The organism is Weissella paramesenteroides ATCC 33313 (genome assembly GCF_000160575.1).
GTDB lineage: Bacteria > Bacillota > Bacilli > Lactobacillales > Lactobacillaceae > Weissella > Weissella paramesenteroides.
On the sequence record NZ_GG697136.1, the window covers coordinates 1 to 17,337 of the forward strand.

Consider the following 17,337-nt stretch of genomic DNA (forward strand, 5'->3'; position numbering starts at 1 on the left):
ACTAATTAAAGCCGAGTGCTATTTTTTATTGTTTAAATGTTATCAGAGTGCTCCAGCCAACCACCAGTAGCATATTGTATATATTTAAATCGTTCACCAACCAAACAGTAGATACTATCAGCATAAATACCATAAACATTCTCGCTATCCACGATGGTGTGGTTGAATTAAACCAATCATATGCAATCCCGGCTAGCCCAATCCAACCTATAATAGTTGCTAACGCTGTCATAGGTTATTCCAACTGATCACAAGTTCTGACTTACCTTGAAATCCTCGATGAACAATGTACCCACTGTTACGCAATTTGTCCTCTATTCTATTAACAATGCGTATTCCTAATTGCGTATTTGTACCTGAATCATAAGTAACATTTGAATCACCACGGTTAATGGCCTCATTGATTGTATCAACGACTTCTGCCCACATGTGGTTATGCAATGACTTATATTCCAAACTATTAACTATCTTTTCATTTGCCTCGGTGGCTGTTAGTAATTCCATTTTATTCACCCCAATCAATTCTTAATATAAACTCTGCCTGCTTATTGTCGCCATATACTGAACTCAAATCCACCTTATACCCATTGTGAATAAGCATAGATTTAATTGGATCAATGTCGCCTTCCTCATAATAATTAGTTGGAAACTTAAACACTGTAAAATCATATCCGTGTAACGCAGCCTTTTTAACCTCTTGTTCGATACCAATAAACGGATTTAATTTTCTTGCTTCATCTGCTGTTAACATAGTACTACCCCACACTTGATACGATACTGTCAGTGTTAATTCTAACTACACCGAACTCTCTATCCATTTCCTTGTCACACGCCTCGCACAAACCACCATTGCCACTCATGCGTTCAAAGAAATCAAACACCTTACCACATCGTTCACAACGCAGTCCATCAATAACCTGTTGTACCTCTTGTTGGAAACTAGTAACGATCGTTTCGTTGATTGGTGTAATCGTTACCTCACTGACGCCAAATTTCGGTTGTGGTCTGCTACGGAGATTCGATAACCGCTCATCAAAATATTTAGAAACTGTCCCATGTTCGGTAATATCTGCGTGCTTTATTCCTGCCATGTGTTCGCCTTGATGTCATACTCAGTCAGCAATTTACCTAACGTTAAGTCAGAATACTCATCAACCCAGTCAGTAATGAATACCAAATCATCAGAAGTAATACCACCATTACGAATGCCGCGAATGTTTTCATCGTGTGCATAACGCATAATACCAAATGCAATCGGGTCTTTTTCTTTTTTAATATCGTCAGCAACCTTGCGCTCTGTTCCTGATTGATCTGTGTAAACGATAATGATGTCGTCGAATAAATCTTTCACATCATTAATCTTTGCCATGTTTTTATCAGGAATTAATCGCGTATACTCAGCTAACGTTTTCATTAACAACTGTTCAGCTTCGTAGTCATCAGCACTATGGATAGCCTTGTCTAACTGGTCGTAACTGATTGTCGTACGCAATCCAGCTGGAACAATATCATCTTTCATACGTTGTGCAAATGATTGTTGTGCTTTCAATTGAACAGTCATAGCTGTTTGGCCAATCGCCTCTGCTTGTGGTAACAAATGATCAATGTTATCTAGTACCGTATCAATTTCATCATCGCTCACCTTACGCTTGTTGATTGCTTTCTTTAAATCTTTAAACATTTCGCCCACAGTTTTTGCCATTGTGGTTACCTCCATAAATATCCACACGGATAGCTTTGCTTACTTTATACTTGCCGTTATATTTACCTTTAATTTTTGTTTCAACTACATACGGTCCAGCGACAAGAATTTCGTCACCAACTTCATAGTCATTCTTTAACTGGATACTCCGATTGCCATGCAACAACCTAATGAAATCATCATTGCTAACTTTTTCTATGCCACGATAATACTCGTCCAATTATCTATTGCCTCCAAAGTATCTTCATGCAACTTATCAATCACTACTTGTGTATCTAGTACCATAATTTATTCCTTTACCATTGCTTGATACACTGCCTGATCATCAGAGAATGGTGAGCCATACAATTTCCAACCGTCTTTGATTAATTCATTGACTTCATCGTTTAATCTACCTACCATAGGTGCCCAAAGTAATTCGTATTTCATTAATCAAACTCCTTACTTAGTGATAATAATGCCCAGTTCTCCGTCGTCGTTAATACTCATTATTCTGCCTCCAAAAATGTCTCAAATCTATCTAATATCTTTTTAGCGTTTTCTAGTTCTTCAATATCTCGTTCTGCATAATCAATACTATCTGACCACTCTTCAGATGACGTATCTGGGTTATCATCATTGCATTCTAAATCACCATGTAACCCACGAATACAATAATTGAGTTCGCTGTTGGCATTTTTCAATTGTCTGTTAATATAATTACGAAAACCATCAAGTTCCATTATCCTTCTACCTCCACCACTTCTTGATGAGCATTAGCCCAGCTTTCGGCTTCTTCTTTGGTATCAAATTTTGTGGCGTTTTCTGGAACATCTTGAGCAAGTGTTGGTACATCATATTTTAAAGTTTCATGGTTTTCAATTTCAACATACAAACGGTTATTGTCTAAATCAGTCTCTTTACTCCGAACCACCCACTTCTTAGGTTTCTCAACTTCGAATATATCTTTGTTGTTTAACCATTGTAGAATGGCGATTAAACGATTTCGGTTATCAAATAATGTATTAGTATCTTTTACCCATTCAACTATTTTGTGAGGAAAATGAAACAAATCTGACCCGCTAATAAAAGTTGTTTGCAATTCATGGTTGTCTCGCCACTCCACCAACGCATAATATACTTCCTTGCTAATCTTCATCTTGCTTTCCTTTCGTCCGTCATAAACGATTTTTTGATTATCTAATTGCGACATATAACACCAACTAAGTTCACCATCATCAAGTAGTGCATACGGAAAAGCGCCTAAGGCCACCTTACTAGTGGGAGTCCATTCAGTTGGTTTTTCACCTCCGCCAAACCAAATGTATCCTTGATTTTCAAATTGTTCTAGCACTTCATGTTCTTGCTCTTCATTCACCACGATATATGCTTTATCTGTCATTAACTCATACTCCTAATAATTGAATATATTGGATTTAATGCGTCCATAATATTGAATGATGATATAATTATTGTCACAACTGCTACTAGCAGTAACCCCATTGCCACCACATAATGTGCCTCACCATCGGCATAACTTTCATCACTATCTATTGCCACGCCTCTTTTATATAATGTGTGAGCTACTGAAATTAAGATAACAGTAATTACAGCATAGATAATTGCTCCAACATAATGTGCAACTACGTATTGATGCACCATTGTATCAACCATACTTGGCATGTTTTGTGCGCCGCTGTTTATGGTGTCGATTAACTTAGCGATTGCTTTATCTGTCATTGATCACACCTCTAATCACTGTGGAAATCTGCTTGTTTAATTCCTTGTTTACTACTGGCTCAACTAATTCTTGTGATACACCTTCATCACGAACATATTCTTTAATAATGTCAGCCTTTACAGCTTTGCTTAATTCACCAAAGTTTTTAAAGTCCAACTCAATACCATGTGATGATACATTCATGACACGATTATCAGTTACATAGCGCTCAACATCGATTGCCAACGCTGATAATTCATGAGGTTGACTATGTTTCTTAGGTACGTGTCGCACTTCAAGATATTTATCAGTCTTGTGTTTAACTACTCGGTAGTGTTCCAGTTCATTGCTATCGTACAGACTAGCTTTAAATGGTTTATATACTAACCCCTCGCTGATACCGCCGTATAATGATTTTTCGCTAGGTGTTTGTTTTAATAACTCTCCCAATGGTTGTGGTTCACTAACCGTTTCAACCATGAAATCATTAACTATTGCTTGTAAGTCATAAAGGTCAGGTTGCAAAAATTTATCTTCAACAATCAGAATCGCATCATATAACACAACTGCTTTACCTTTTACGTCATAATTTGATCGTTGAATTTTATCTCCGTATAACTCCCCATAGATATGTGCTTCAACAATCTTACTATCATAGATAAAATCAATTGCTTCACGCATGGTATCAACATCTTCATGACTGATTAAATCAGGTAACACATTGAAAGGTTTTTCGTCTGGATCTTTAATAAATCCTGACCGCTTACCAAACTTATACTCACCAGTTGCCATATCGATTGTGATAGAAACGTTTGATCCGTCTACTTTTTCAGTAGCATACATCAGTTCATTCAATTCAAAATTACGTTCGTCAACTTTATAGTGATTAGTTAATGATGGATATTTTAGAAATTTCATTACGATTCCTTTCGCCATACGCTGTGACCAGTGAACCATACATCACCAACGCTTGCAGCATCTGGTTCGCAGTTATCGTATGAATTGATAGCATGTCCCACTGGAATATCCTTGTTATTTAATTGATTAATAACTGATTGTGGATCTTTCATCGTGTCCCATTCCAAGCGAACGCCATAACTGAAATTGCTATCCACATTAGCCATTAACGAAATGTATTTACCTTCAACAACTGTGCAAGACGTTACGCCTTCATACGTGCGTCCACCTGGAAAACCAGTTTCTGCTACGTAGATGTCATTAGATTTAATAAGTTTTAGTTGGTTCAAAACATCTTGTGGATCAGCCATACGAGACCATGGAATTATTGCGTTATACTCATGACCGTTATTGTATTTGCCATAAACATGAATATGAATACTTGGAGTAACTGTGTAATCACAAACTCCTGACCACACATCTACGCCTGATGACTTACATTTAACTTTTAATTCCATAATTACTCAGCCTCTTCATCTAACTGCTTAGCAATACCCAACACACGCATTAATGGACCGTATGCCGCACGGCTATCATCTTCATCTGGATCATCAAGATTTAATAACATTGTGGACAATTTGATTTTCTTAGCAATTGTTTCGTCATCTTGTAATGACAAGTTAACTAGGTTGTCGAAATCTACGACCATATATGCTACGGCTTGTTTATGATTCATTAATTGTTCTCCTCATCTAATTCTTGTGCGACATTTAAAAACTTGCGAAATTTATTACCGACTTCTAACACTTTATCTTCATCAGTGAATTCCTCCATAGCCATGTGGAAACGCTCGACAATAACGTCTTTATCTAAGTCTGCAACTTCCAATGCCCATGCAGTTTGGTAATACAAAAGGTCTTTATAGGTTAGTTTCATAATAATGTCTCCTACATACTGGTACGTAATCGTCGTCACCGCCAATAACAATCTGTTCTGTACTATCTGACAATCGCTTATTCATAGTTGCCTTGTGTCCACAATAGTTACAAATTGTTTTCATCTCTGAAATCTTATCGGCAAATACTAGCAACGCTTCCGAACCTTCGAACAAACAATTATCGAAATCATTCTTTAACCCGAAACACATCACTGGTATATCATTTGTATCCACAATTTTTGCCAGTGCAACCACCTGCTTACGTGTCAAAAATTGTGCCTCATCAATTAAGATTGCTGCATAGCCGTCAGTATTTAGCTGGGATAAATCTTCGTCCATGCCAATTGCATAAGCATCGCTTTCCATACCGATACGTGACGTGATTTTCCCTATTCCATAACGTGTATCAACGCTACTGGTTGCTAGTAGCACACGTCGATTTTGTTGCTGGTAATTATGTGCAACCTTTAATATCTCAATGCTTTTACCGCTCGCCATTGTGCCGTATTTATAAAATAACTGAGCCATTTAATTTATATTTCCCTTCTGGTACAAGCAATTTATATCCAGTGTCCACACCATAATCTCGGTAATCATTAAAATCGATAATGAAATTATTGTGCAGCATACTGATTACCGTTTCTGGAAACAATAGGTTTGCCATATCAATTGCCACGTAACCGTAATTTTCAAATAGTGATACCTTCGTATCGTTGATATAAATTTCTTTACTCTCCGTCACGTTTATATTCAACACGTTCCACACCACCTCGGAAAAATATTTGTCCTTCATAATCTGAATAACCTTGTGTTGCTAGTTGATTTAACATTTGTGATATATCACGACCATAAATTTTGTTAATGATTTGATATGATCCACTGGTTGTGTAAATCTTTAGGTTATATAACTCTTTAAATTGAATCATTATTATTTGCCTCTCCAGTTATTTTTAATACACCGCTATGCTTATCGAAGTATTCCAATTTATATGCCTTTGGTTTTAGCGTTACAGTGTTAGTGTTCCAATCAATTTTTAAAGTAGCTAATCCTTTGCTGACTTTCTTGCCGTCTAACCATACTTCTGGAACGTCAGTGATTTTATCGAACTCAATTCGTACTCGTTTCAAAGTTAACCTCCTGCTACATTAACGTATACGTTAACGTTAACCTACCATTTAATCTCATCTTATGTAACGGTGTAACCTTTTGGCTCAAACACTTTACGGATTTCGTCTGTTGTTAAACCACTGTATTTTGTATAGATATGATTACTAACAGAATCCCTAATCTCATGCCACAAACAATCAATGATTTCTTTACGTTTTTTGTCGGCTGTTGGTTTATATGGCATGTCTAAACTAATGTATATTGCTACTGCTATAACTGTAACTACACTAGCAACTAGCAAACTCATTAATATATCCACTTCCCTGTCTCCCTCCGGTAACGTCCCTGAAACTCATCTTCATATAATTTATTCTTGTAATACCAGCCTAGTTCCTTAGCAATCTTGGCGTATAATAACGGTCTGGATAATTCACCGTGGTTGTTATCACAAGCTGCTTTGAATACTTGGTACTGGTGTTCTGCCTTACCGTTTTTCTTGTTCATAGATACCACCCGATTAACACAACGATCACTAGCAGTATGATTGATAACCACAATGCTGCTTTCATGTGAACAGACCTACGATTGCGATAATCATTGTCAGTCCGAGTAAGATGTTGTTTAGTCGGAACGCTTCATCATGGTCGTTGAGTTTATTACTGACCGCCTTGAATGTATCGGTAACGCCGACGAACAATTCAGTGTGTTTACCCACATCATCTTGTAACTTAGTAACCCTGCTGTCAGTTTCATCTACACGACTATGAAGTCGTTGTGTTTCAGTAGTAGCTACCGTTAATTTACCATCGTTCACGTCCAAGCGTTGGCTGAGTTTTTGTGTTTCAGTAGTAGCAGTTGTTAATTTATCGTCGATACTATTTCTGTAACTATCATTTTCCGTCATCATTCACCGCCTCCAGTACAGCCAATGCACCATCAATAAATCCGTTCGCATATTCAACCGTTACCTCGCCGGTATTTAAATAGGTAGAAAAGTCTGCGAATATTTGTTGTGTATCTTTAGCGTTCATAACTATCAACCTCAGTAGTTTTAGCTAGTACTGCTGTCTTGATTGGTTGTATCTTATATCCGTCTTTTAATAGTTCAGCGACTTCTGAATAAAACACTTCATCGTCACCTTCCATAACTAACTTTGTGTCTAATTTAACAGTTACATGTTCTGCCATTACACTAACCTCACTACATTCGTATCGTGTGCAATCATTTCATGCACTGCATCATCAACTTCCGTAATCGTGTGCAGACCACCATCATGCAAGCGGTTGTATTCGTCTCGCGGATATTCGTAAACGTAATCGAATAAAATCATATTCATTTCCATATATCCAGCACGATCAACAAGTCCTTCTGAATCTCTCCACATATTTCGGAATTCCTCTGTCGTTAGTTTGTACATATCTACAACCCGATTTCTTTCACGGTTTCTTTTAACTCACTTGCAGAAATACCTTCGTCATTGTCGATAAATCCTTGAATGACGTCTTCTAACTGAATTAATTTGTTTAAATAATCGTTTGGCACAGTGGCTAAAGTTTCAATTTTTGCCACACCAAATCCTAATTCGATATCAAGAGTTTCATTTCGCATACCATCACCTAAATTTTAATGTCGATTGTTGCTTGCTTAACCTTAGTATTAATTTGCTTCAACAGCCTACGATTAATATCCTCGGTATCAATTTCCCAACTCTCGATAGCTTTGTTAATAACCAATTTCACTTGCTTATCAACAATGGCAAATGCCGAACCATCTTTTCGTTCCCAACGATTTGAATTAAACGCTTGGTTAATTGCATCTTTAATTGCTCGATCAATCTTTTTATTAATGATCGCTTGGTAGTCTTCCTTATGTGTCTCCAACCAATTGGCAATCATCTCGTTTGTAATTTCAATTTTCATTTACTCGTCACCCTCCACCAACTGACCTTCCACAACGATTGATCCATACTCATCGGCATCGGTAATTAAATCTCCATCTTCGTCATACAAAGCAAACTTTTGCATAATCGCAGCTACCATAAACTGTGATAATTCAACTTTCACAAATTTATTATCCATTTATTCAACCACCTTTACGCACTCTGGGTGCAACCACGCTTGTGCTAATTCTTCATCAGTTAAATGACCATATAGTTCATCTGAATAAAGTATGAAATCAAGAAAACCTGTAAGACTAGAAGTTTCTTTTTGGGTTAATAATAAAGCCTTCTCTTCTTTAGACATCTTGATAGTTGGCGTATAAGTTAATTTAAAATTGTCAATAACATAGATAGCTAACACTCTTAATTCTGTCTTTCTAGTTGGAATGTTTTCTAGTAATAAATCCATGCCCTCATCAAACGTCATTCCTCAACCTCCCGAATTTCATACCGCTTATCATGGTATCGACTAAGTAGTTCGCTTAAATCAATACCCCAGTCGAACGGAATATTATCTTCGTAGACAACGTATTTAGTCATTCGTACTCCACTCCTGCAATGTTTTCGTTTGGGATAAGCACAAAATTGTGTACAGTAGTTACTCTAAAAGTATCGTCTAACCAGTTATCAATATCCGTAACAACTGATCCATTAATCCATTCCTTCAATGTGAATTCTTTGAACACCGGTTCGCCAACCGTAAACGTAACTGCTGGATATTTACCGTGGACATACACCTGCTCACGTAAACTGATTGTTTTAATCTCTTTCATATCTTATATACCTTATAATTCCCTCTGACCGATTCACGCTTGCCTGTCTTGATACGACTAACTGCTGAATCAAAGGAACCTAGTTTAATACCTAACCAATCAGCAACTTCAATTCTGCTACCCACCATAATAGGTAAATCATCAGTGTCGTATACAATATACAGGCTAGTATTCATACGTATCAGCGTCCTCCAATACGAAACCAAACTCGTCTAATTTACCAATCACATAGTGTGCCTCTCGGTTATCTAACACGCTTTTGCGACGGTCAAATTCATCACTGATAATATATGCCCCATCTAATCGACTAACGTATAGTTCATCGTCACTGGTAATAACATATTTCTTTTCCGCACCCTCTGGTAAATCAGCAACCTTAACGTTAGTGAACGTACCATTACCATTTGAATATGAAATCGTTTCTACATCGAACGGCACATCAATTAATTTCTTCATTTCTAACAACCTCTTTTTTCTTTGAATCATAGATAACAATTCGCTTGTCATTTTTAAACTTGTAGTGTTTATCGCCATACCAGTATCTGTAATTGGTAGTTACCGTGACCTGATAACGGTCGTTGTTATATTTTTTGCTAGTGTTACCAGCATTAGTTGATGACGCCGTTCCGACCACAATCAACACGCCAACAATGAATAGCCACACGATTACGCAAAAAATGTAATCTCCAATACCAAAAAATGTTCCCCAGAACAGTGCAATAATTACTATTAATGCCGCGACTGATAACCCAAAAAACCAAATCATAAACTGTCCACCAACGCCTTTGCTCGTTTAAAATCACCTGTGTACATCAAACCTTTTAACTTACTAATTTTCGAATACATGTGAACGTAATCTCTATCCACAATGTTTATCACTTCGTCTGCCAACTCATCAGCAGGACGACCGTTGCTTTCAATCTTCACGGTTATATTCATCTGACTCATACTCCTTCATTTGGTTGTATCTGTGTAGGTAGTGATACTTATAAGCGTATTCGCTCACACCTAGCAACCGCATTGCTTCTTCATCGTTCATACCAATTGCTTTATACATACGCATCTGGTTGAACAAATCATTCTCTTCTCTACTCCGCATAGCTAGTCAACGCTGTTAGCCCATCTGTATATGCAACGTAATCCGCCCATACGTTATCCAACATTTCAGTAGTGTCTTTTACATCATCAACCGTTAACTTACCGTAATTTAAATGCGTACCAATAACTTTTGCTTGTTCAAGCAAATCTGTGTCAGCTTCTTTATGCAAATCTTCGGCTACACCATCTAAATCTTTACGCAATCTATCAGGAAAATCATTACCAAATACATGCATAACCGTAACGATTACTTTTTGTGCTGGGTTAATTACCATACCGACTTCACCACTTGTCCACAATTGGCAGCCGTCTTTTTGATTACGAGTTAATTCTGCATTCTCGTTAAAGTTAATCAGCCAATTTTTCCAACCGCTTCGTTTCGTCTTGAAACGACTTTCCATTTGTTCCACTGCATGATCAGAAAAATCATACAGTTCAATTCGTTTAATGCCCATACAACAATACCTCTCCGATACGATTTGCTTGCTCCTCTGTTCCAAAGAATCGAACTAGCTGGTAGATGCCCCAGTAAATCACACGTTTGATATAAGGTAGCAAATACACTAGCAGGAACACTGGAACGAACCAAATCAATATTTCCACAAACATTTTAATTAATAGTTGAACCATTTTTTTATTTTCCTTCTATATAAGAACGCTCTGGCTGCCCAGAAAATTGATAGGACAATACTAATGAGTGAAAGGATAATGACGAATACGTTTCCTGTAAACAGTAATACTAGGTTGATAATCGACAAAACCAGTACATGAACTGAAAGCATATTGCTTAGATAGTTCATGTGATTATTTATTTTTAATCTATCCATGTGCTTCACCAGTTAGTTGTTCGATCGAAACGTCTAGGGCATCTGATAGTTTGAAAATAGTTTCTAATCTAGGAGTTGTACGTCCGTTTTCGTAATTAAAAATATTATTTACATACAGCCCTGAACGTCTTGCTAATTCATTCATTGAATACCCACGTTCTAAACGATATTTATTAACATTATTTCCAATCGCAACTGCTGGACTAACATATTCAGATTTCAATTTCTTGGCAAAGTAATTATGACCTTTAGGAGTAATCATAGTTGTACGGCTTACCTTGTTATTGCTAACTATTTGGTAAGTATAAAGTGTCTCTTTAACTTCCATATATCCAAAATCAAGTGATTTAGATGTAGGTAAGTTATAATTATCACCACGTTTTGTTGTGCATACCCAACCGTTATCACGGAACCATTGGTATAACTTTTTCTCACCAATCTTAATTCCGTATTCCTTATTCAACACTTTCGCAAATGCTGACACGCCCATGCTTTCCTTGCTGCCTTCCATGATTAAGGCAACCTTTGCGTCTTCCTGTAACTTCGCAGTCAATGCACGTTCGTTCTTTAAGTCGGTTGCCACACGAATTAATGTTTCAGGACTTAGCAACACTTCCTCAGTCATGTAAGCACCATGCTTACGAATGTCGGGTAAGACTTCGGTCGTTAGCCAGCGCTTAAATTTCTTGGCTTGCTCTTTCATTTGTGGGTTACGTGATTGCTTTGATGCGTCCCAAATCATTGAGTAGATACCTGACTCGTTGATGAAGATTGGATATTGCTCACGGCCAAGGCTGTCTGTTATCGATGGGGCTCCAACTTGGGGTCCCATCTTTCTATCTTCATTATCAACATGCTTTACAACAGCATCTTTTGCTTTCGCATATCCCAATACCTCAGCCACATCTTTACCAACGAACCATGGTTCATCATCAATCATTACCTGGCGGACGTCTTTACCTTCAAAACCTAGAACTTGTAACTCATTGTTCATGACGAGCCTCCCATAATTCGTTGACGTAACTTTCTGCTTTACTTAGAACTTCATTAGTCTTTTCCTTTGATGCAATTCCTTTTTGAACTCGTGCAAACGTCGTATTGTTCACACCGATGTGATATAACAATTCGTCTTGATGCAATTGAACGGAAAACATTTTTCCTTTTAACGTACCAACACGATCCAGAACTTCCTGTTCCATAAAAAACCTCCAATAATGTAGTCATATTGTTAGCAATCACATAATTATGTGTTATAATATACACATAAAGAACTTTTAATAACGTATCTTGGCGGAAACGGTTGATTAAATAGCAGTTCTTACTAACAAGTAGCTTTGTACATAAATTAATATAACACACAATAATGTGTCGTGCAATGTTTTTACACTTAATTATGTGTATATTGATTTGAAAGGATTTTTTTATGTCTTTATACGAACGTGTAGTTGATTTATCTAATAAAAGAAATTTTAAAAGTGTGCGTGATTTATCTATCGCTGCTGGCATGTCTCAGAATGCTTTATATAGTTGGAAAACGCAGAGTCCTTCTGCCGACAATCTGAATGCTGTGGCAAAAATACTTGGTGTGTCAGCAGATTATCTATTAGGCAATACAGATGATATGTATTCAAATCAAAACGATAATCAATTGGACATTAAGAACGCCCCTATACTTGCATACGACGGCAAACCAGTATCAGATGAAACTCGCGACATATTAGAAAGAATTTTAGAGATGGAAACACATAAATGAAAAATGTAATGACCTACTTACAATATCTAGCTGACGTGAACGGTATCACTATTATTGTTACTGACCAGCTAGACGAATATGAAAGCGACAAATGTATTCCAGCAATTAATACAATTATTATTAACGAGAATTATGCTACAAAAGTTGATGTGGCTTTTAGACTTGCGCATGAGTTATCTCATTTAATATTTGGATCACGTTTTTCAGATGCAATCTATTCATTTTCAATTGGAAGCAATCGTGACGCAGAACGTGAAGCCAATATCAATGCATTAAAGATGTTGTGCAAGTATCTATACACTGATACACCTTTAGAATATCGTAACTACATTAATTTTATGAATGAATTCGGTTTACCAGCTAGTATGGAAAACATGGTGAAGGACGCTATATTAGCTGTTTAAAATACATACGTGCAATAATTGATCCACGATAAAAGCTAAGGAGTAATGGGCAATGAAACACAAAAAGGTAATCATTTCTAGTATCATCGGGCTAATCGTTATAGTAGCGATCGTATTCACATCAATGTGGGCAGTGAATAACAACCAAACAAAGAAATTTGCGACGGTAAATGGGCACGATTTGTATAAGGTTAAAATAACTAAAGATGTACCAGCTGCTAATCCGCCCGCATTAAAAGGTGGCTATGCTAAAGGAGTTCGTGATATTGAAGGGAAAACTAAAGCTCCTGACGGGTCGCTAGTTGTTATTAAACAAGATGTTTCGTCTGGTTATTTTAAAGGAATTGGAATGGGCGCTACATATTCACACAAAGCAGACGGATTAACTTCTCAACAAATGATAAACAAAGTAGACGTAAATCAAAACGCTTTTGCAACTACTGTACATGATGGTAAATTCAAGACTATGTTTGTCCCAGACATGGACGATAAAAATGGAAAGTATATGATATTTGCTGGGACGGAATTTTTATCAGAGCCCACATCTAAAAAAGTAATTAAAACATACAAAGCCAACATGGGTTACTACACCGTCACAAACTCAGGTAAACTAATCGAACCATAAAAAATAACGCACCCGAAATTAATCGAGTGCGTTTTTAATTGTAATAAAAAAGAGCTGTCGACCCACGACAACCCAAACAAACAAACCAGCATAGTAGCCAACTACACTAATCCAACTAACATCGAACATACAATATATTCTATGAATTTCATTTATCTATACATAAATAATAACACAACTGTTATACCTGTCAACCATCATCAATTATTATGCTATACTAATTAGTACATAGATTAGCCATCTATGTACTATCTCCAACGAAAGGAGAGCATACGATATGTCAGGAATTTCATTTATCTTTAGAGAATTCTTGTTCGCTTTTGCTATGTTATTTATAACTGGTAGCACTGGTGAATTAATTCTCGCTGCATTGCATTTCGTCGCTGCTTACACGATTTATATCGTTGGTGGTAACGAGCACACCAAGCAAGACAAACAATAAGCGATGCTTTGTATATGGGGCTACACCGATAAGATAAGTGTAGCCTAGCAAGCCAATACATACCTTAAAACACTTGGGGTCACTTTATTGCCACCCTCGTGTTTTTTTATTTTGCATTTTTTCGTGACCAGATAGAGTAAAACTTTCCATACAATGCAGTCACTAAGTAGAATAACATCGTTAGTAACATAGGCAAGCTAGATGCTGAGTAACCGATAAACAATGCTGATACCCACAGAGCAATATTAACAAAGTCAGACATTAACCACAATGAGTAGCTGTCACCATAACCCTTGAACACGTACCATGAAGCCATTGCTCCAATAATCAATACGATTGAATCCCATAGTGGGTTTGTATCACCTAACGCTGTGTACGCCATCAGTACTGGGTACCATAGTGCTAGAATTAATACGATAGTAAAAATCCAGCCTTTAATAGATAGGAATTTTACACCGTCTTTTACACGGTTGCCCCACTTTTTCCATGTGATGATTAATGGCACATCAATCAAGGCAACGAATACCAGTTGATCTAATACACTAGCGAAATGTCCAGCAGACCAGTTAATGTAAATATACCCTAACGCACTGATTAATCCAAGCAGCCCATTAATAGGTTTACCAATCATCATGTACACGGTACATGCCGAACCAATAATTGTTGCGAATAATGTAATTGTGGATAGCACTGTAATCGGCGCTGTTAGATAAAACGCTAACTGTACCCCCACAATAAACGCTAGCATAATTGCGCCAGCTGCATTCAGAGATTTAATCTCATCTAGTAACCATTTCCCATAACCTGTCATTTAATAACTACCTTTCCATTTTTAACGAACGCGCTCATACCATCAATAGCACCCTGCACATACGAAACGATTTCTCCATCTTTATTTTTAATTCCTGCAATATATACGTCAGAATCGTGAACACTAAAGTTCCTCTGTTTTGTCATTACTAACTACCTCCGTAACAACTTTCAATTCCTCAATCCTTTTACGTTTACCATTCAATTGCTTGTTACCTTTTTCAATGTGCTCACGGTTGTGATTAGCTGGTGAAACAACTTCTAGGTTATCCACATCAGCTCGTCCTTCCCATGCTTCACGCAAAGGCACAATGTGGTGAACTGTATTCCCATCAATCAACCGACCAAAGTCCACTAATTCCACTTGATCAAAACCATGGTCACGATTGATTACTTTACGTCTAACCGATAGCCATTCACGACTACGATAGAACGCTTGTACTTCCTTTTCAGACGGCTGGTAACTATTCGTATGTCGATACTTATCAAACGCTTTCTTGCGCCTGTTGATAGCCGTCTGTTGCATGTCACTTATTAATGAGGTAGTTTGCAATTAACTCACCTTCATTTCCAACACCAGCTTCATACCATTCAACGACTGCATCACTAGGTACTGGCTTACCTTTAACTAAAGAATCTTCCATTAACTTACCCATTGATTTAAGCAATGATCGTGACATAAATCCTCTGTTAGAATCTTCGCCAGATTCTTTAAACTGGTTTGATAAAACTTTAATACTTAATGCAGTAAATACGTCAGCAATCACATCTGGATTACCAGTGTCAGTGTGTTTCATACCTTCTAACCAATCGATTACATAATCTGGCATATTAGATATACTCCTTTTCCATTGCTGCGAAATTTATCCACGGATATTCCTGTTCAACTGCTGGGAAATCATCGTCAGTCCAAACCAAATCGATGTCTAACATACCAGCAAGTTCCTCGTTCATATTAATTTCAATACGATCAGTAACTTTATTACGACCAATATACTTACCACGTTCTGTACGCAACATAAATGGTTTGTCATCATCGTTACCGTCAATTAGCAAATCAATATACTTACGGGCTTTCTTTAAATCTTCCTTGCCGTTTTTCTTATCAGCGCGAGAAACATACTTAATGATATTAGCAACCTTCCATGCCTCGCTGCCGTTCATACCAGCAACAATACTATTGATATGATCCTTCACTTCAGTACCGTCTGATAGTACGTAATGCTCTGGCTTATCTATAATGTCAAATGAACTCATACACCTTTTCTCTTTCTAAATTAGAATCTAATACACGCTGGTAAATATCTACTCGTTTAAATCGTTTCAATAAACGGTCTAGGTTGTTCAATCCAAACTCATAAGCACTGCGTTTTGATTCTGATAACCATAACGAATAGGTGTCATCACCAATCACTTCCCACACGCTGATAGGATTAGGATCTTGTTCAACTGAGATACTACCTGCGGAAAATAAATCTAATCGGCTTAACGTTTCAGCTAACTCATCAGCCTTCGTTCGACTAAATAATTTAGCTCCATCAGCCGAATATACCCACTCTAAATTCACTGGGTTCTCACTAGCAAAATATGCTTTCATACCAGCTAGTTCGTACACCACAACGTATTTATACATTGGCAATTTTCCTATCGATAATATCCAATACTCTCAGTGCATCTTCTGGATTAGATAAATCATTGTGCTCCAAATCAATTCGAATCTTTGGAGATATATCATAATCATCAAACCACTCACGATAACGATTCCACATACGATGATAATATTCTTCAAGGCTTGGGTCATTTTCAATTTGTTCATAATCACGACCACGTTTCTTAATACGATTTAGAATGGTATCAAAATCTGCATCGATAAATACCAGTAAATCTGGACGTTCCTTAGCCGTCGCATTAATTTCGCCCATCATATTATCAAGTAGGTCTAAGTAGATGTTATATTCAACATCGGTGATATTACCTGATTTATGATTTTCTGCGGTGAACAAAGCGTCCTCATAAATCGAACGGTCTAAGATATTGTTATCGTCTGCTAGCGCTTGCTTAATCATCGCGAACCGCTTGTTTAAAAAGTAAATCTGCAACGAGAATGCAAACCGTTCCGGATTCTTATAATAATCAGGTAGCACGGGGTTACCTTCAACTGGTTCGTAGAATGGTCGTGTACCTAAATGTTCTGCTAATAGTGTGGTCAGTGTTGTTTTCCCTACACCAATCATGCCTGCTGTAATAATCACCATTACTCCTACTTTCGTTTGTTAATCTGATACATCAAGATAATCAGCATTGCTAGTATCGTGACAATAA

General features: G+C 37.2%; 48 protein-coding genes. 4 read left to right on the forward strand and 44 right to left on the reverse strand.

Annotated elements, in window-relative coordinates; translation table 11 throughout:
* Positions 1-228: 228 nt before the first annotated feature.
* The 37 genes from HMPREF0877_RS08825 to HMPREF0877_RS08975 all read right to left on the reverse strand — a co-directional run bounded on the left by HMPREF0877_RS08825 (position 229) and on the right by HMPREF0877_RS08975 (position 12,180).
* Entirely contained in the window at positions 229-504 is a 276-nt protein-coding gene (locus HMPREF0877_RS08825) for a hypothetical protein (RefSeq protein WP_040761157.1), read from the reverse strand.
* Between the two features lies 1 nt (position 505).
* Positions 506-751 (reverse strand): hypothetical protein, encoded by a 246-nt coding sequence (locus HMPREF0877_RS08830; RefSeq protein WP_002829012.1) that lies wholly within the window; start codon positions 749-751, stop codon positions 506-508.
* Between the two features lie 4 nt (positions 752-755).
* Positions 756-1,091, reverse strand: coding sequence for a hypothetical protein (locus HMPREF0877_RS08835; protein WP_002829013.1), 336 nt, complete (start codon positions 1,089-1,091; stop codon positions 756-758).
* Entirely contained in the window at positions 1,079-1,702 is a 624-nt protein-coding gene (locus HMPREF0877_RS08840) for a hypothetical protein (RefSeq protein ID WP_040761159.1), read from the reverse strand. Before HMPREF0877_RS08840 ends, HMPREF0877_RS08835 begins: the two co-directional genes overlap by 13 nt.
* Entirely contained in the window at positions 1,674-1,922 is a 249-nt protein-coding gene (locus tag HMPREF0877_RS10280) for a hypothetical protein (RefSeq protein WP_002829015.1), read from the reverse strand. Before HMPREF0877_RS10280 ends, HMPREF0877_RS08840 begins: the two co-directional genes overlap by 29 nt.
* A 68-nt stretch (positions 1,923-1,990) precedes the next feature.
* Positions 1,991-2,131, reverse strand: coding sequence for a DUF1737 domain-containing protein (locus HMPREF0877_RS10030; RefSeq protein ID WP_002829017.1), 141 nt, complete (start codon positions 2,129-2,131; stop codon positions 1,991-1,993).
* 59 nt (positions 2,132-2,190) lie between these two features.
* Entirely contained in the window at positions 2,191-2,424 is a 234-nt protein-coding gene (locus tag HMPREF0877_RS08850) for a hypothetical protein (protein ID WP_002829018.1), read from the reverse strand.
* A complete protein-coding gene (locus HMPREF0877_RS08855; RefSeq protein ID WP_002829019.1) occupies positions 2,424-3,083 on the reverse strand; it encodes a hypothetical protein in 660 nt (219 codons plus the stop codon). Before HMPREF0877_RS08855 ends, HMPREF0877_RS08850 begins: the two co-directional genes overlap by 1 nt.
* Positions 3,083-3,421: a hypothetical protein gene (locus HMPREF0877_RS08860; RefSeq protein ID WP_002829020.1), complete on the reverse strand. Its 339-nt coding sequence runs from the start codon at positions 3,419-3,421 to the stop codon at positions 3,083-3,085. Before HMPREF0877_RS08860 ends, HMPREF0877_RS08855 begins: the two co-directional genes overlap by 1 nt.
* On the reverse strand, positions 3,411-4,319 hold the full coding sequence (locus tag HMPREF0877_RS08865; RefSeq protein ID WP_040761161.1) for an RNA ligase family protein: 909 nt from the start codon (positions 4,317-4,319) through the stop codon (positions 3,411-3,413). The genes HMPREF0877_RS08860 and HMPREF0877_RS08865 overlap by 11 nt, the downstream gene beginning before the upstream one ends.
* On the reverse strand, positions 4,319-4,816 hold the full coding sequence (locus HMPREF0877_RS08870; RefSeq protein ID WP_002829022.1) for a hypothetical protein: 498 nt from the start codon (positions 4,814-4,816) through the stop codon (positions 4,319-4,321). The genes HMPREF0877_RS08865 and HMPREF0877_RS08870 overlap by 1 nt, the downstream gene beginning before the upstream one ends.
* 2 nt (positions 4,817-4,818) lie before the next feature.
* Positions 4,819-5,034, reverse strand: a complete 216-nt coding sequence (locus tag HMPREF0877_RS08875; RefSeq protein ID WP_002829023.1) for a hypothetical protein — start codon at positions 5,032-5,034, stop codon at positions 4,819-4,821.
* Positions 5,034-5,234: a hypothetical protein gene (locus HMPREF0877_RS08880; RefSeq protein WP_002829024.1), complete on the reverse strand. Its 201-nt coding sequence runs from the start codon at positions 5,232-5,234 to the stop codon at positions 5,034-5,036. The genes HMPREF0877_RS08875 and HMPREF0877_RS08880 overlap by 1 nt, the downstream gene beginning before the upstream one ends.
* On the reverse strand, positions 5,218-5,763 hold the full coding sequence (locus HMPREF0877_RS08885; protein ID WP_002829025.1) for a thymidine kinase: 546 nt from the start codon (positions 5,761-5,763) through the stop codon (positions 5,218-5,220). Before HMPREF0877_RS08885 ends, HMPREF0877_RS08880 begins: the two co-directional genes overlap by 17 nt.
* Positions 5,744-5,992: a hypothetical protein gene (locus tag HMPREF0877_RS08890; protein ID WP_148529126.1), complete on the reverse strand. Its 249-nt coding sequence runs from the start codon at positions 5,990-5,992 to the stop codon at positions 5,744-5,746. Before HMPREF0877_RS08890 ends, HMPREF0877_RS08885 begins: the two co-directional genes overlap by 20 nt.
* Complete coding sequence (locus tag HMPREF0877_RS08895) at positions 5,964-6,161, reverse strand: hypothetical protein (RefSeq protein ID WP_002829027.1); 198 nt, start codon at positions 6,159-6,161, stop codon at positions 5,964-5,966. The genes HMPREF0877_RS08890 and HMPREF0877_RS08895 overlap by 29 nt, the downstream gene beginning before the upstream one ends.
* On the reverse strand, positions 6,148-6,363 hold the full coding sequence (locus HMPREF0877_RS08900) for a hypothetical protein (RefSeq protein ID WP_002829028.1): 216 nt from the start codon (positions 6,361-6,363) through the stop codon (positions 6,148-6,150). Before HMPREF0877_RS08900 ends, HMPREF0877_RS08895 begins: the two co-directional genes overlap by 14 nt.
* Before the next feature lie 59 nt (positions 6,364-6,422).
* On the reverse strand, positions 6,423-6,662 hold the full coding sequence (locus tag HMPREF0877_RS08905; protein ID WP_148529127.1) for a hypothetical protein: 240 nt from the start codon (positions 6,660-6,662) through the stop codon (positions 6,423-6,425).
* Complete coding sequence (locus HMPREF0877_RS08910) at positions 6,650-6,847, reverse strand: hypothetical protein (RefSeq protein ID WP_002829030.1); 198 nt, start codon at positions 6,845-6,847, stop codon at positions 6,650-6,652. Before HMPREF0877_RS08910 ends, HMPREF0877_RS08905 begins: the two co-directional genes overlap by 13 nt.
* A 61-nt stretch (positions 6,848-6,908) precedes the next feature.
* The gene (locus tag HMPREF0877_RS08915) at positions 6,909-7,250 is read right to left on the reverse strand and encodes a hypothetical protein (RefSeq protein WP_148529128.1); all 342 of its coding nucleotides are present in this window, start codon (positions 7,248-7,250) and stop codon (positions 6,909-6,911) included.
* A complete protein-coding gene (locus tag HMPREF0877_RS10150) occupies positions 7,234-7,374 on the reverse strand; it encodes a hypothetical protein (RefSeq protein ID WP_002829032.1) in 141 nt (46 codons plus the stop codon). The genes HMPREF0877_RS08915 and HMPREF0877_RS10150 overlap by 17 nt, the downstream gene beginning before the upstream one ends.
* On the reverse strand, positions 7,364-7,531 hold the full coding sequence (locus HMPREF0877_RS10155; protein ID WP_002829033.1) for a hypothetical protein: 168 nt from the start codon (positions 7,529-7,531) through the stop codon (positions 7,364-7,366). The genes HMPREF0877_RS10150 and HMPREF0877_RS10155 overlap by 11 nt, the downstream gene beginning before the upstream one ends.
* Complete coding sequence (locus tag HMPREF0877_RS08920) at positions 7,531-7,728, reverse strand: hypothetical protein (RefSeq protein WP_040761163.1); 198 nt, start codon at positions 7,726-7,728, stop codon at positions 7,531-7,533. The genes HMPREF0877_RS10155 and HMPREF0877_RS08920 overlap by 1 nt, the downstream gene beginning before the upstream one ends.
* Positions 7,729-7,763: 35 nt before the next feature.
* A complete protein-coding gene (locus HMPREF0877_RS08925) occupies positions 7,764-7,952 on the reverse strand; it encodes a hypothetical protein (protein ID WP_002829035.1) in 189 nt (62 codons plus the stop codon).
* An 8-nt stretch (positions 7,953-7,960) separates the two neighbouring features.
* Positions 7,961-8,263 (reverse strand): hypothetical protein, encoded by a 303-nt coding sequence (locus tag HMPREF0877_RS08930; protein ID WP_002829036.1) that lies wholly within the window; start codon positions 8,261-8,263, stop codon positions 7,961-7,963.
* Entirely contained in the window at positions 8,264-8,422 is a 159-nt protein-coding gene (locus HMPREF0877_RS10160; RefSeq protein WP_002829037.1) for a hypothetical protein, read from the reverse strand.
* Complete coding sequence (locus HMPREF0877_RS08935; protein WP_002829039.1) at positions 8,423-8,710, reverse strand: hypothetical protein; 288 nt, start codon at positions 8,708-8,710, stop codon at positions 8,423-8,425.
* A 109-nt stretch (positions 8,711-8,819) separates the two neighbouring features.
* Complete coding sequence (locus tag HMPREF0877_RS08940) at positions 8,820-9,056, reverse strand: hypothetical protein (RefSeq protein ID WP_002829042.1); 237 nt, start codon at positions 9,054-9,056, stop codon at positions 8,820-8,822.
* A complete protein-coding gene (locus HMPREF0877_RS08945; RefSeq protein WP_002829044.1) occupies positions 9,053-9,232 on the reverse strand; it encodes a hypothetical protein in 180 nt (59 codons plus the stop codon). The genes HMPREF0877_RS08940 and HMPREF0877_RS08945 overlap by 4 nt, the downstream gene beginning before the upstream one ends.
* Positions 9,222-9,512 carry a hypothetical protein gene (locus HMPREF0877_RS08950; RefSeq protein WP_002829045.1) on the reverse strand — a complete coding sequence of 97 codons (291 nt, stop codon included), beginning with the start codon at positions 9,510-9,512 and terminating at the stop codon, positions 9,222-9,224. Before HMPREF0877_RS08950 ends, HMPREF0877_RS08945 begins: the two co-directional genes overlap by 11 nt.
* On the reverse strand, positions 9,496-9,822 hold the full coding sequence (locus tag HMPREF0877_RS08955; RefSeq protein WP_002829047.1) for a hypothetical protein: 327 nt from the start codon (positions 9,820-9,822) through the stop codon (positions 9,496-9,498). Before HMPREF0877_RS08955 ends, HMPREF0877_RS08950 begins: the two co-directional genes overlap by 17 nt.
* Positions 9,819-9,995: a hypothetical protein gene (locus HMPREF0877_RS10165; protein ID WP_002829048.1), complete on the reverse strand. Its 177-nt coding sequence runs from the start codon at positions 9,993-9,995 to the stop codon at positions 9,819-9,821. The genes HMPREF0877_RS08955 and HMPREF0877_RS10165 overlap by 4 nt, the downstream gene beginning before the upstream one ends.
* Entirely contained in the window at positions 9,973-10,131 is a 159-nt protein-coding gene (locus tag HMPREF0877_RS10170; RefSeq protein WP_207634884.1) for a hypothetical protein, read from the reverse strand. Before HMPREF0877_RS10170 ends, HMPREF0877_RS10165 begins: the two co-directional genes overlap by 23 nt.
* A 13-nt stretch (positions 10,132-10,144) precedes the next feature.
* A complete protein-coding gene (locus HMPREF0877_RS08960) occupies positions 10,145-10,609 on the reverse strand; it encodes a hypothetical protein (protein ID WP_002829050.1) in 465 nt (154 codons plus the stop codon).
* Entirely contained in the window at positions 10,599-10,784 is a 186-nt protein-coding gene (locus HMPREF0877_RS08965) for a hypothetical protein (protein ID WP_002829051.1), read from the reverse strand. The genes HMPREF0877_RS08960 and HMPREF0877_RS08965 overlap by 11 nt, the downstream gene beginning before the upstream one ends.
* Positions 10,785-10,973: 189 nt before the next feature.
* Positions 10,974-11,975 (reverse strand): BRO family protein, encoded by a 1,002-nt coding sequence (locus HMPREF0877_RS08970; protein WP_002829052.1) that lies wholly within the window; start codon positions 11,973-11,975, stop codon positions 10,974-10,976.
* Entirely contained in the window at positions 11,965-12,180 is a 216-nt protein-coding gene (locus tag HMPREF0877_RS08975) for a hypothetical protein (protein ID WP_002829053.1), read from the reverse strand. The genes HMPREF0877_RS08970 and HMPREF0877_RS08975 overlap by 11 nt, the downstream gene beginning before the upstream one ends.
* 224 nt (positions 12,181-12,404) lie before the next feature.
* Between HMPREF0877_RS08975 and HMPREF0877_RS08980 the strand changes: the two genes are divergently transcribed.
* From HMPREF0877_RS08980 to HMPREF0877_RS10175, 4 genes are all read left to right on the forward strand, one after another.
* Positions 12,405-12,734 (forward strand): helix-turn-helix domain-containing protein, encoded by a 330-nt coding sequence (locus tag HMPREF0877_RS08980; RefSeq protein WP_002829054.1) that lies wholly within the window; start codon positions 12,405-12,407, stop codon positions 12,732-12,734.
* Positions 12,731-13,138, forward strand: a complete 408-nt coding sequence (locus HMPREF0877_RS08985; protein WP_002829055.1) for an ImmA/IrrE family metallo-endopeptidase — start codon at positions 12,731-12,733, stop codon at positions 13,136-13,138. Before HMPREF0877_RS08980 ends, HMPREF0877_RS08985 begins: the two co-directional genes overlap by 4 nt.
* 52 nt (positions 13,139-13,190) lie before the next feature.
* Positions 13,191-13,763, forward strand: a complete 573-nt coding sequence (locus tag HMPREF0877_RS08990) for a hypothetical protein (protein WP_002829056.1) — start codon at positions 13,191-13,193, stop codon at positions 13,761-13,763.
* Between the two features lie 277 nt (positions 13,764-14,040).
* Complete coding sequence (locus HMPREF0877_RS10175) at positions 14,041-14,205, forward strand: hypothetical protein (protein ID WP_002829057.1); 165 nt, start codon at positions 14,041-14,043, stop codon at positions 14,203-14,205.
* 106 nt (positions 14,206-14,311) lie between these two features.
* Here HMPREF0877_RS10175 and pnuC read toward each other — a convergent pair whose 3' ends face one another.
* Genes pnuC through HMPREF0877_RS09020 form a run of 7 tightly spaced genes read right to left on the reverse strand, consistent with a single transcriptional unit; the run spans position 14,312 to position 17,270 of the window.
* On the reverse strand, positions 14,312-15,016 hold the full coding sequence (pnuC, locus tag HMPREF0877_RS08995) for a nicotinamide riboside transporter PnuC (RefSeq protein WP_002829058.1): 705 nt from the start codon (positions 15,014-15,016) through the stop codon (positions 14,312-14,314).
* On the reverse strand, positions 15,013-15,162 hold the full coding sequence (locus tag HMPREF0877_RS10180) for a hypothetical protein (RefSeq protein WP_002829059.1): 150 nt from the start codon (positions 15,160-15,162) through the stop codon (positions 15,013-15,015). The genes pnuC and HMPREF0877_RS10180 overlap by 4 nt, the downstream gene beginning before the upstream one ends.
* A complete protein-coding gene (locus tag HMPREF0877_RS09000; protein ID WP_155809309.1) occupies positions 15,140-15,568 on the reverse strand; it encodes an HNH endonuclease in 429 nt (142 codons plus the stop codon). The genes HMPREF0877_RS10180 and HMPREF0877_RS09000 overlap by 23 nt, the downstream gene beginning before the upstream one ends.
* Positions 15,543-15,845, reverse strand: coding sequence for a hypothetical protein (locus tag HMPREF0877_RS09005; RefSeq protein WP_002829061.1), 303 nt, complete (start codon positions 15,843-15,845; stop codon positions 15,543-15,545). The genes HMPREF0877_RS09000 and HMPREF0877_RS09005 overlap by 26 nt, the downstream gene beginning before the upstream one ends.
* Before the next feature lies 1 nt (position 15,846).
* The gene (locus HMPREF0877_RS09880) at positions 15,847-16,272 is read right to left on the reverse strand and encodes a DUF3310 domain-containing protein (protein WP_002829062.1); all 426 of its coding nucleotides are present in this window, start codon (positions 16,270-16,272) and stop codon (positions 15,847-15,849) included.
* Positions 16,259-16,648, reverse strand: a complete 390-nt coding sequence (locus HMPREF0877_RS09015) for a hypothetical protein (protein WP_002829063.1) — start codon at positions 16,646-16,648, stop codon at positions 16,259-16,261. The genes HMPREF0877_RS09880 and HMPREF0877_RS09015 overlap by 14 nt, the downstream gene beginning before the upstream one ends.
* Positions 16,641-17,270 (reverse strand): deoxynucleoside kinase, encoded by a 630-nt coding sequence (locus HMPREF0877_RS09020; RefSeq protein ID WP_002829064.1) that lies wholly within the window; start codon positions 17,268-17,270, stop codon positions 16,641-16,643. Before HMPREF0877_RS09020 ends, HMPREF0877_RS09015 begins: the two co-directional genes overlap by 8 nt.
* Between the last annotated feature and the right edge of the window lie 67 nt (positions 17,271-17,337).